A 13,102-nucleotide genomic window follows, 5' to 3' on the forward strand; every position below is an offset into this window, starting at 1 on the left:
ATTCCTTTAAGCAATTGTCTTTATATGGAATGACTTGGGCCTAGTAATTAAATCATAGCCAATCGAAGATAACGTACATCCACGCCCAGAATTTTTGACGCCAGTCCAGGCCAAAGCAGGATCTAAATAATCACAACGATTGATAAAAAATGTTCCTGTTTGCAATTGTTCCCCAAGAACAATCCCTTGTTCCATGTCTTTAGTGAACACTGTCGCTGTTAGCCCATAAATACTATCATTCATTAAGGCAATGGCTTCCTCATCACTATCAACAGACATAATTCCGACAACTGGTCCAAATGTCTCTTCGGTCATGACACGCATTTTATGATTTACTTCAGTTAAAATTTGAGGAGCCATATAAGCAGAACCTGGTTGATCCATAGCAAAATTTCGACTGTCAATATGTGCTACAGCCCCTTGTGTAAGTGCCTCTTGAATTTGTGCGCGAACAAATTCTGCTGCAGAAGGACGCACGAGCGGCCCTAGAGTTGTTTCCGGATCATCTGGACGTCCAAGTTTATATCGATTAACAAATGCTACGGCTTTATTAACAAAATGATGATAAACTTCTTTATGGACATAAATACGCTCAATACCACAGCACGATTGACCAGAATTAAAAAATGCGCCATCCATAAGTATCTCGACTGCATGATCAATGTTTGCATCAAAACGCACATAGGCGGGGTCTTTTCCCCCTAACTCCAAACCTACTTGAATAAAACGCCCGGCGGTTACACGTTCTACCATCTCGCCTCCAGCAACAGAACCTGTGAAAGCAACATGATTAATCACTGAATGGCGCAACATCTTTTCAGTATCTGCATGCGTCAAATGTAAATATTGAAAAACCCCTTCAGGCAGAGCCGATGCCTCAAAAGCTTGAGCAAATCGCTCAGCCACAAGCGGCGTTTGTGTGGAATGTTTGAGTATCACCACATTACCAGCCATGAGAGCAGGAATAATTGCATTCACAGCAGTAAGGTAAGGATAGTTCCAAGGCGCAATAACCAAGGAAACGCCCAGAGGTTCACGTTTAATGTAGCGAATGAATCCTGACTTTTCAGGTAATGTAATTGGAGCAAGTGCAGTACTTGCTGCTGTAATCATATAGCGTGCACGTTCCTCCAAACCATTAATTTCCCCCGAAGCATAGCGGATTGGCCTGCCCATTTGCCAACAAATTTCGTGAGCAATCTCTTCCTTATTTTCAACTAAAAAATCGACAGCAGCATGACAATACTGTTCACGCTCAGCAAATGTTGTGGCAGCCCACCTTGTTTTCACATCTAATGCCTTATCAAGAACATATTGAACTTCACTATCATTTGCAAAAGTTCGTTCTACATATAAAGAATTGTCTATGGGAGAAAAAGCTTGCAACATATCCATGCTGATCGATTCCTTAAATAACATGAGTTCTACATAAAAAATTATCTTAATGCACCCACCCACTAAGTTCGATACATTGTTGCAAGCTCGGCAGTCATGTACTTGAGTACATTCCTTCATCTCGCTTTACTTGCGTCTTGTCTAGAACTTAGTGGATGACGCGGCATCGAATTAACATTTAAATAATTTCAAAATAGCGATCTAATTCCCAGTCAGTAACATGGCGACGAAACTCGCGTTCTTCCCATTCTCGAGTAGCTGCAAAATGCTCCACAAAAGGATCCCCAAACAAGGAACGTGCAGCTGTTGATTCTTTAAGACGCTTAGATGCTTCCCAAAGTGTTTGCGGTAAAACAAACTCTTCTTGGTAGCTTTGTATATAAGAATTACCTTGAACTTCTGGATTAAGTTCTAGCTCCTGTTCAATACCGTATAAGCCTGAACCTAAAGCTGCCGCCAAAGCCAAATAGGGATTTGCGTCTGCAGAACCCAAGCGATATTCAATGCGCTGCGATTTATCATTTCCTGGAATAACTCTTAATGCTGCAGTTCTATTTTCTATACCCCAAGTAGCATTTGTTGGCGCCCAAAAACCAGGTATCAGACGCGTAAAACTATTCACTGTGGGAGCAACCATTGCCAGTAACTCCGGTATCAGTCTTTGCTGTCCGGCGATAAAATGACGCTGAAGTTTACTCATATTGTGTTGCATAGATGGATCATAAAAAGCGCTTCCTCCGTCTTTATGCCGTAAAGAAAGATGTATGTGCCCACTTTGTCCGGGATATTGGGGAGACCATTTGGCCATAAAAGTCGCCATTTTATGGTTATGCTGTGCCAAAACCTTCATAAAGGTTTTAAACAATGCTGCCTTATCTCCAGCTACATCAATCTTATCTACTGCAATGGCAGCCTCTATAACTCCGGGGCCTGATTCTGCATGCAGACTTTCAATGGGAAAATTCATCACTTCACCCATCTCAAGAATTTGGTGATATAGATCGGCATGGACACTATTACGAATCATAGAATAGCCGAAATAATCAGGGGTCATGGGTTTTAAATCACGAAAGCCTTTAGCACGAATACTCTCGGGTGTCTCATCGAACATAAAAAATTCATACTCTAGTGCTGCATAAGCATCGAATCCCATAGCACCAGCCTTCTGAATCACTCGTCGAAGCAAAGCTCGCGGGCATATGACTTCTGCATCACCAGCAAACTCTGCCATGAATAAAAGTTGATTCTCCTCGAAAATAAGATCGCGGCATGTTTCAGGCAAAATGCGTACTAAAGTATCCGGATAACCTGTATGCCAACCTGTGTATTTCCCATTATCATAGAGTTTATCTTTCGAATCCCAGCCTAAAATTACATTACAAAAAGAAAAACCATTATCAAGCGCGGAAAAGAACTTATCTCGCCCCATGTACTTGCCAAGCATTACGCCATCCACATCAAATAAACCAACTTTGACATGAGAAAGATCGCGCTCCTTAACTATTTGCTTTGCTGCCTCAATGGTTTTAATATCTTTTGGAGTTAACATGACATATCCTTTGTCTGTAAACTATAATTTACTGATAATAGCCCAGATTATGTTATTGAATCCAGAGTTATTTTTTTCAATTTTTGGGAATTTTAAAGCAGTCAATAATTGCGTAACTATTGCGCATACGGTATTATCTCCTTATTCGAAATACTCATAACGCAATCACTAACGAAAAATAAAATTATGTCAAATCATATCATTGCTGATGTACCCGAATCCCTGGACCAATTTCTTCATCAAGTAGATTTGAAGTATCGACAATTTTTTACTTCAATTCCTTTATTCAACCCACAAAAAACAAGCGCATGGGATAGAGAGCAAAAGAAAATTTTTGCATCAGTTTTTTATCATTTACGAGGCCACTTTATCAATTTTCTTTGGTATATTGCTAATTTTTCCAATAACGAATTGACTAAAAAAATCATTCTTGAAAACATTCATGAAGAATTAGGAATGGGGAGTTGTTTCTCGCATGAGATGCTTTACGAACGTTTTGCTAAAGAATGTGGCGTAGACATTCATGATGAAATAGTTAATGAAACTCATTATATCGCTTTTGCGAAAAATTTTAATAAATCTCATCTGCAATGGTTATCAGCACATGATGAAGACGAAAGAATCTCTGCTTTTGCAGCCTACGAGCGTCTTGATAATTTAGACTATCCTTATTTAATGAAAATGGCGGACTCGATCCAATTAAGTCAGCATGCAAAAACATTTTTTAGAATACACACTCACGTAACACACTTTGATTCAACACTTAGCTTAATTCTACCTATTTGGGAAAAAACACCCGATAAAATAGTTAAATCATTTGACTTCATCTATAACCACCAACAACAGATGTGGAATAACTTATCAAATTATATGTTCTCTTTAGTTGCATTAGAGTCCACAGAGGAGCGATGATGGAGAGGAAGATGATGTTTAGGCGAAGAACATTACTCTCTGCGCAAGCAGAACGCCATCTTGAAGGTATGCGCAGATGACGTTTCGAACAAGGTTTGTTGCTTTTTAGACCTACCGCTTTCGCAGAAAGTGACGCTTAGATAGTGATTATAGGAAGAACGCCGAGTCTAATCAATTTTAGGAAATTTTACAGTAAAATGAGCAAATTCGTTTAATTTTCCCTTACAAAAAATATCACCGCCAGCCTCTTGCATCAGTAACTTACAATAAGCCAGTCCTAAACCCGTACCGTTTTGACGGTCAGAATAGAAGCGCTCAAATATTTTTTCGAAATTTTTAGAGTATATTCCTCGAGCTGTATCCTTAACATGAAGATAATTGAAATTGTCTTTTCCTACACCAATTTCCAACCAAATAGAAATAATACCTTTACCTGTTTCCTCTATGTATTCAAGACTATTTTTTAATAAATTCCATAGGAGATTCTTAAATGCCAACTCTTCTAACCAAATGGGGAAGTTATTCTCATAATTCACATGAATAAGCGACTTTTGAGTTTCTTTTAATGGATAATCATCAACAGCTCTTTCAATTAAATTATGGATAGGATAAATACTAAAATTACTGGTATTGAACTTATTATGACGTATATTACTTAACTGCATACTAATGATGCGATTACTTGTTTCTATCCCACGGGTAATCTTATTTAAACTTTCTTGTAAATCTTTTCGTATCTCTGAATTTTTAATTTTATTCAAAATAATTCCCTGTAATTCAGCTTGCAAATAAATGCTGGCTAACGGCGTACGCAAATCATGTGCAATACTGCTCGCCAACATACGCATTCCCGAAAGACGGCCTGCAATAATAATTTCTCTATCCCGAGCAAACAAAACACCAATCACAGCTGCAGCAATACACGTCATCGATAGACTAAATAATGAAATAGTACCTGGTATATATTCCATAACGCGATGGGTTAGAAAATAAGAAAAAAATGCAAGTCCACATCCACCAAAAATGAGAATAAGAGATCCTAAAGCACTAGTTACCAATAAAAGAAAAAAAATAGCAGAAACACAATTCATTAACCACAACGTAGAACAATGATTGATAAGTGTTAAATAGCAAAAGAAATAAGGCAAACAAAATAATAAAACGAGATACCAAAAAATAGGCAACCACTTTAATAAGAAACGCGGCCAAAATCGATTTACAGCCAAACAAGCACAAAGAAAAGTAGCGATAAGCCGTAAGCAAAACTCTTCACTGAGTTGAAAACTTTCAAATTTCCAAAAAACACCAAATAACGGATAGTTGATCATCATGACAATGCCAAATAATGTAATTTGGTGACTTGCATCTTCTGTCTGTTTCGATAGATATTGATAAATAATACGTAAACTCTCTTTTAACCGCTTCATTATCCATTAAACTCATCTTTTTAACCGACTAAGAATAGCATACTTCAGTTTCTTTTCTATTCGCTTTTTATAGATGTAATTCATTTATTCAAAATACTCCTCTACTCTATCCCCCATGATTTTGTTAAACTCACCACACTTTAATTCGAGCAAAACGTTTATGACTACTCCTCATACCCCCATGATGCAGCAGTATTTACGCATCAAATCAGAATATCCAGATATGCTTTTACTTTATCGTATGGGGGATTTTTATGAGCTTTTTTTTGATGATGCGAAACGCGCCTCCCAGTTATTAGATCTTACATTAACTCATCGTGGTCAATCCGCAGATAAACCTATTCCTATGGCAGGTGTTCCTTATCATGCAGTAGAAAACTATCTAGCCAGGCTCATCAAAAAAGGGGAATCAGTTGCCATTTGTGAACAAATAGGCGATCCAGCAACAAGTAAAGGGCCTGTTGAACGACAAGTTACTCGTATTATTACTCCAGGCACAGTCGTTGATGAAGCCCTTTTAGACGCTAAGAAAGATAACTTACTTTTAGCGATCCATCAGCAAAAACAAAAAATTGGTTTAGCATGGGTAGATCTAAGTGGCGGTCGTTTTCACTTATTGGAACTCGCTCAAAGTAATCAGCTGAGTGCGGAACTGACAAGATTACAACCTGCAGAATTGCTTTTACAAGAGAACTCTCCCTTAGAAGAATATTGTTCTTCTTTTCCGATTAAATTAAGACCTGGTTGGGAGTTTCAATTTGATAGCGCCAAAAAACTCTTATGCGCGCAATTTTCAGTAAATGATCTTTCTGCTTTTGGTGAACACGATTACCCTACCGCGATAGTAGCAGCTGGAACTTTATTGTCTTATTTGCATACTACCCAAAAACAAGCACTGCCTCATCTGACAACGATTACTCTTGAAAATACCCATGATTATTTACAACTCGATGCTGCAACACAAAAACATTTAGAGTTATTTGAAAATATAAGCGGCAGCCAAGAAAACAGTTTAATCTCTATCTTAGATAAAACAGCCTGCTCCATGGGCAGCCGTTTACTAAAACGCTGGCTTGGAAGACCGCTAAAACAACATGAATTCATCCAAGAACGCCAACAGGCTATTGAAGAAATGATTAAATTGCAACAAGCTCCTGTACTTAATCATTTACTCAAGCAAATTTGTGATGTAGAACGAATTGTTTCCCGTATTGCTTTAAAATCAGCCCGTCCCCGTGATTTATCTGTCTTAAACAATACCTTAGAGTTACTTCCAGAGCTTAGCATTGCGCTTGCAAACAACCAAAGCACACTTATAACTCAATTAAAACAATATTTAAGGCCATTACCAGAGCTACAAGAATTACTCTCATCAGCAATCATTGAAAATCCACCTATGTTAATTCGTGATGGTGGAGTCATTGCCCCAGGCTTTGATGAAGAACTCGATGAATTAAGAATGTTAAGCACACGTGCTAATGAAAAATTAATTCATTTAGAACAACAAGAAAAACAGAATACCGGCTTGTCTACTTTGAAATTTGGTTTTAATAACGTGCAGGGTTATTACATTGAGCTTTCTAAAACTCAAGCAGAGAAAGTACCTCCGCATTATCACAGAAAGCAAACTTTAAAGAATGTAGAACGATACATTACTCCAGAATTAAAACAATTTGAAGAAAAAGTATTATCAGCACAGGTTAAAGCATTAGCACGCGAAAAATGGCTTTATGAACATTTACTCTTAGAAATTCAAAAGAATATCAATGAGCTAAGCTGTCTAGCACAAGGGTTAGCGCAACTGGATGTACTTACAACGCTCGCCGAACGAGCACAAAGCTTCAATTGGTCCTGCCCAAAACTCGTACCTGAATCACAAATTTCTATTAAGGCAGGCCGCCATCCTGTGATCGAACATTTGTTACAAGAACGCTTTATTGCGAATGATTTATATCTTGAGCCATCAGAAAACATATTACTGATTACAGGGCCTAATATGGGTGGCAAATCAACTTATATGCGTCAAACCGCCCTGATTGTTCTTTTAGCACATATTGGGAGTTTCGTCCCTGCTACAGCTGTAACTCTAGGCCCAATAGATAGAATTTTTACACGTATTGGTGCAAGTGATGATTTAGCATCAGGACGCTCTACATTTATGGTAGAAATGACAGAAACAGCACAAATTTTGAGACAAGCGACACAGCAAAGCTTAGTGTTAATTGATGAAATTGGCCGTGGTACAAGTACTTATGATGGAATGGCTCTAGCCTATGCCAGTTGTACTTATCTGGCGACAACCATCAAGGCTTATACTTTATTTTCTACTCATTACTTTGAATTAACGAATCTTCCACAACAATGGCCTTGTATTCGCAACGTCCACTTACAGGCATCATTAGATACTGGACGTATTGTTTTTTTATATCGAGTTGAACCTGGTTATGCAAATCGAAGTTATGGTTTAGAAGTAGCAGAACTTGCAGGCATACCTACCGAAGTTTTAAAAATTGCTCATGCTCATCTAAAACATATGCAAACAGCCCTCCCCACCTCTCAAGCACAACCAAAAGCCCAAGTGCATTCCCGATCACCTATTTTAGAAGAACTCGCACAACTTGATCCTGATCGACTCACTGCTCGAGAAGCCCTTGATTTAATTTATAGGTTCAAAAACATGGAAACAATTGATATATAGCTGTATATTCTTAGAGCTTGTCTGTAAATCGGAGACATTTTTGGTGAAACAGGTACCGAGACTATCGTGAAAAAACTCATCTCTCTGATACTTCTTATGACTTGTTTTGCACTCTTTGCCAAAGATAATAGTGAGCTATCTATTACACTTCATGGAATTTCCGGAAAAGTAGAAGCTAATGTTGAAAAACGTTTGCAGGAATTACAGAAATTAAAACCCCTTGCCCAATTCAGCATAGAAGATTTACGAGAGCAAGTTCTACAAGCCATCCAACCCTTTGGCTATTTTAAGGCAGATGTTGTTATCCAAAGACCAAATATGCAAAGTTTGATAATTGCCATCAACCCTGGCCCACAAATCATGATTTCAAAAATCAGGATCGAACTGCTAGGCGAAGGAGCACAAAATCAAGCACTACGTGAAGTAATAAAAAATATACCTTTAATGCTACATACTCCACTCTTCACAGAGCAATATGAACAAACTAAATTAAAGCTTATCGATACGGCAGAAAATCAGGGTTATTTACATGCTCGGTTTCAGAAAAATGAAATTTTAATTGATGAAGAAAATTACACAGCAGAAATTACTCTCATTCTTGATACAGGTCAGCTTTACTACTTCGGACAAGTTCAGTTTGATCCTACCTATATTAATCCTAAATTATTGCATCGTTTTGTGCCTTTTCATCCAGGTCAAGTTTATTCAGCAGATCAAATACTTCAATTAAATAATGAATTATCTAATAGTGGCTATTTTAGCTCTGTACTTGTGAAACCACAGATTTCAGAAAACGCATCGGTCCCTATTCAAATCCATACTGAACCTGTGTCTAAATATTCTTATACGTTAGGGGCTGGCTATGGAACTGATACTGGTGTACGTGGTCGAGCAGCTTTGCATGTAGTTCCAGTAAATCGCCAGGGACATAAATTTAATCTGTTAGCTCAAGGGTCTTTTGTACAAAACGCATTACAGGCTCAATATGTTATTCCTGGCCAAAATCCTGTAACGGATCAATATACGCTTACAGGTAATTTTTCAAATTTAAACTACAGCGCAGGTTATAGTAATTCATTTCTTGTATCGCTCGCACAACAACATCGTGTAAAAAACTATCAACGTACTTTATCGCTCAACACTTTATACGAAGGTTTCCATTACGCATTACAACATGATACAAAGCAATTTCTACTTTATCCTAAAGCAACTTTGACCTTTAGCAAAACAAAAGACCTTCTCTTTTCTCCTTCAGGTTATAACATCACCATTAACGGTCTTGCCGCAAATCAAATTGCTTTATCTACAATTAATTACGCCCAAACGTCATTGGATGCAAAGGCCGCGATACGAATAGATCCCTGGCGTTTAAGACTTTATGGGCATGCCATTCAAGGATTTATTGCAATCAACAACATCGAGCAACAACCATTATCACTTGCATTACTTTTGGGGGGAACTGATAATTTAAAGGCTTATAGCTTTAACTCAATAGGACCAAGTAGAGTAATTAGCTACGCGGGTTTTGAGGTTCAAAAAGAAACAAAAAAAAATTGGTATCTTGTTGCTTTTTATGATGCTGGCGCCATTTCCAATCCAAATCCAATGAAAAGTTATTATGATGCCGGTGGTGGTTTGATGTGGGTTTCTCCCATAGGTCCAATTAAGGTGGGATTAGCTCAAGCCATTAATCATCGATGGCAACGGGATAATAACAGCCCTCGATTAGTGATTAGTATGGGGCCCGATTTATGATCCGAGTACTCGTAAAAACATTAAATGTTACTCTTTCACTACTCCTCATACTGGGTTTAATTGTTGTTTTTTTATTTGCTACCACGCCAGGTTTAATTTGTATGATTCAATTAAGCCGTTTTTACGTTCCAGGAACCTTCAAAATCCAACAAGTTGAAGGCAGCCTAATCAATCATTTTACGGTAGGTGAAATCGAGTATCAAAATAATTCGCTTAAAGTAAAAATAAAACAATTAAATGTTCAATGGAATCCTCATTCATTGCAAGAAAACCAACGACTCACCGCTCAATGGCATGATTTACAATGGGAAAATGAAAAAAACACCCTAATAGAAAGCAAAAAAGGAGCCGTAATTGCGACAGGTATCTTACCTAATCTACAACTTAATTTGAATGCAAAAGTCATGACAGCGTTGAAAAATGATTGGACCATGGACGCGAAAATTAACGGCACTATCCCCTGGCAATGGACTTTTGAGGCTAACCTAACACAACCCCTGCCTTCATTATCTCAAGATATTATTTTATACACGAACCTATCCACTAAGGGTAAAATCACGGCTAAAAATCAAGGAAACTTACTCTTCACCATAGACCCAGGTTTTTATCATGAACCGAATAATAACACTATTCCTGTACTTCGCTTCAAAGGAGGAACAATAAAGGTCACGCTTTCTCCTGCAAAACTTGAAGGCGCAGGAACTTTAATTGTTGATGAACATAAAAACTTAAACATGGAATTTCAATTACCTAAATTTGCCCTTAATACCGGCTTCTTTGACAATCAACCTATAAATGGCAAATTATCATTAGACATAAATTCATTAGACTTTTTAAACAAAATAAGTCCTGAAATGAATAAACTAAAGGGGCAATTGACCCTCGCATTAAACGTAAAAGGTACGGTGAAGAAAAGACACATTGAAAGTCAATTAATGCTTAGCAAGGCAAGTTTTTCTTTGCCTAAGTTCGGACTCAATTTGGATACCTTGGAACTTAATGTTCATGGTACAGAAAAATCTTGGGAAGCTACCGGCTCCATCATATCTGCGGGTCATCATCTAGCCCTTGCAGGAAAAGGGACATTAAGCAATCAGTTTACAGGAGATTTGACCCTGGAAGGTAATGATTTTCCCCTCATTAATACCAGTGAATATCAAATTCATATTTCTCCAAAACTTAGTCTTCATTTAACACCCACGACACGCGCACTTTCTGGTACTGTTTTAGTGCCTTATGCTGAGATTAAACCTCGAACTTTTCACAACAGCATTTCATTACCAGAAGATGTAGTCTATAAACGTAAAGAAAAATCCGCTCCTCCTGTTACTTTTCTCAATAGTATGGATATTGCCATTGAAATGGGTAAAGAAGTTGCGGTCAATGTTAAAGGATTAAAAGGCTTTTTAGATGGAACACTTCATACAAAACAATTACAGGAAGGCTCCCTAAATGCATATGGCGAATTATCGATTAGAGAGGGTTCCTATAAAGCTTACGGCCAAGAATTAGCAATAAAACAAGGACAGTTAATTTTTACTGGTGGTCTCATTAACAACCCTGGAATTAATGTACGTGCAGCAAAAAAAATCAGCATAACACCCACCAATTTTGCCAGCTCAAGCCAGCTTTTAGATTTTAATAGCACGAATCTCCAAAATATCAATTATGGTGAAACAATGACTCTAGGTGTAGAGGTAACAGGACGTCTAACCCAACCCAAAATTCAATTATTCTCTGAGCCTGCTATCCTTTCACAAGCAGATATTTTGTCCATGCTTATTCTTGGTCGCCCAGCGAATCAAGCCAACAAAGCTGGGGCACAATTACTTTTAACAGCTATAACCTCCATGAGCCTTAGCGGAAATACGAACAGCGCTCGACTTTTAGAACAGCTGAAACAAAGTGCAGGTATTGATTTTAATGTACAAACCAATACAAATTATAATCAATTAAGCAATACTGCAAGTGACAGCACTTCTTTTATGGTAGGAAAATCACTCTCGAAACGACTCTATTTAAGCTATAATATTGGTCTGTCGCAAACTGATACAAATATTTTGACCTTAAGATACATGCTCAACAAATTTTTTAGTATCCAAATAAGTAATAGTGATACGAGTAGCGCTATTGATTTTTTATATACTTCCAAGAAAAAAAGTATTTCTAATAAAAAAAGATAAGGTCTTCTAAATACCCTAAGAGACGAGGATTCATTCCATGACCGATTACAATATACCATTAAGATTAACTCGCTTAAGAAGCAGCCCCAAGTCTCGTGCTTTAATCAAAGAAACACGACTCCATCCCCAACAGTTTATTGCTCCATTATTTATCAATGAGCAACTTAATGAACCACAAGCTATTTGCGCTATGCCTGGTCAATTTCAATTAAGCCTCAATTGCATTCCCCAGGAAATTGAATTAATTAGCAACTTGGGCATTCCTGCCGTATTACTGTTTGGTATTCCCAAACACAAAGATGCTTTTGGCAGTGAATCTTTTAATGATGAAGGAATTATTCAACAAGCAATAAGAAAAATCCGTACTGTGAATAAAGACTTATTAATTATTACCGACCTCTGTTTTTGTGAATATACCGATCATGGCCATTGTGGTGTTCTGAAAGGGGAATGCATTGATACAGATAAGACTTTAGATTTTCTAGCGAAACAAGCTGTAAGCCATGCCAAAGCTGGAGCAGATTGGGTAGCACCTAGTGGAATGACTGATGGAATGGTCAATGCCATTCGCCAAGCATTAGATACTCATGGATATCAACATATTCCCATTTTAAGTTACAGCGCTAAATACTGTTCTTGTCTTTATGGACCTTTTAGAGAAGCGGCTCAAGGAGCGCCACAATTTGGCGATCGCAAAGCATATCAAATGGATCCGGCTAATAGTACTGAAGCCATTAGAGAAACCACTCTAGATCTTGATGAAGGAGCAGATATGATCATGGTAAAGCCTGCTGGGTTTTACCTGGACATCATCGCTAAAATGAAACAACACTTTCCAGAAGTACCCCTATGTGCTTATCAAGTAAGCGGTGAATACTCCATGATTAAAATAGCAGCACAAAATAAGCTCATTAATGAAGAACAAGCAATGATGGAAAGCCTGATTGCTATAAAACGTGCTGGAGCAGATTTTATTATCTCTTATTTTGCTAAAGACATAGCACGACTACTCAATCAGGGATTCTATGGATAGACACTAAATTATTTTACGATATACTCATGGAGCCCCTAACCTAAGAGATGCAGTTAAATCATATAAAGTTGGCTGTTTGAGATTCAATACACCGCCGGTGCTAGATACAACTGTATTTTTTAGATAAAAATGTAAGAAAATGAACGGGTT

General features: G+C 37.7%; 8 protein-coding genes. 5 read left to right on the forward strand and 3 right to left on the reverse strand.

What is annotated here, in order from left to right:
- Nucleotides 1-6: 6 nt before the first annotated feature.
- Both Lsan_RS04420 and Lsan_RS04425 read right to left on the reverse strand, forming a co-directional pair.
- Nucleotides 7-1,395, reverse strand: coding sequence for an aldehyde dehydrogenase family protein (locus Lsan_RS04420; RefSeq protein WP_083505077.1), 1,389 nt, complete (start codon nt 1,393-1,395; stop codon nt 7-9).
- Nucleotides 1,396-1,573: 178 nt separating this feature from the next.
- Nucleotides 1,574-2,944 carry a glutamine synthetase family protein gene (locus tag Lsan_RS04425; protein WP_058513307.1) on the reverse strand — a complete coding sequence of 457 codons (1,371 nt, stop codon included), beginning with the start codon at nt 2,942-2,944 and terminating at the stop codon, nt 1,574-1,576.
- A gap of 186 nt (nt 2,945-3,130) precedes the next feature.
- Here Lsan_RS04425 and Lsan_RS04430 point away from each other — a divergent pair, with 186 nt between their 5' ends.
- Nucleotides 3,131-3,856, forward strand: a complete 726-nt coding sequence (locus tag Lsan_RS04430; protein WP_058513308.1) for an iron-containing redox enzyme family protein — start codon at nt 3,131-3,133, stop codon at nt 3,854-3,856.
- Between the two features lie 167 nt (nt 3,857-4,023).
- On the opposite strand, the gene Lsan_RS04435 is transcribed toward Lsan_RS04430, so the two are convergent.
- Nucleotides 4,024-5,283, reverse strand: a complete 1,260-nt coding sequence (locus Lsan_RS04435) for a sensor histidine kinase (RefSeq protein WP_058513309.1) — start codon at nt 5,281-5,283, stop codon at nt 4,024-4,026.
- A gap of 160 nt (nt 5,284-5,443) precedes the next feature.
- Here Lsan_RS04435 and mutS point away from each other — a divergent pair, with 160 nt between their 5' ends.
- The 4 genes from mutS (at nt 5,444) to hemB (ending at nt 12,952) form a co-directional block, all read left to right on the forward strand.
- Nucleotides 5,444-7,981 (forward strand): DNA mismatch repair protein MutS, encoded by a 2,538-nt coding sequence (mutS, locus tag Lsan_RS04440; protein WP_058513310.1) that lies wholly within the window; start codon nt 5,444-5,446, stop codon nt 7,979-7,981.
- A gap of 66 nt (nt 7,982-8,047) precedes the next feature.
- Entirely contained in the window at nt 8,048-9,736 is a 1,689-nt protein-coding gene (locus Lsan_RS04445) for a BamA/TamA family outer membrane protein (protein WP_058513311.1), read from the forward strand.
- On the forward strand, nt 9,733-11,919 hold the full coding sequence (locus Lsan_RS04450) for a translocation/assembly module TamB domain-containing protein (RefSeq protein ID WP_058513312.1): 2,187 nt from the start codon (nt 9,733-9,735) through the stop codon (nt 11,917-11,919). Before Lsan_RS04445 ends, Lsan_RS04450 begins: the two co-directional genes overlap by 4 nt.
- A 37-nt stretch (nt 11,920-11,956) precedes the next feature.
- Nucleotides 11,957-12,952 (forward strand): porphobilinogen synthase, encoded by a 996-nt coding sequence (gene hemB / locus Lsan_RS04455; RefSeq protein WP_058513313.1) that lies wholly within the window; start codon nt 11,957-11,959, stop codon nt 12,950-12,952.
- Nucleotides 12,953-13,102 lie beyond the last annotated feature (150 nt).

Origin of the sequence: Legionella santicrucis (genome assembly GCF_001468135.1) — a bacterium.
Taxonomy (GTDB): domain Bacteria; phylum Pseudomonadota; class Gammaproteobacteria; order Legionellales; family Legionellaceae; genus Legionella; species Legionella santicrucis.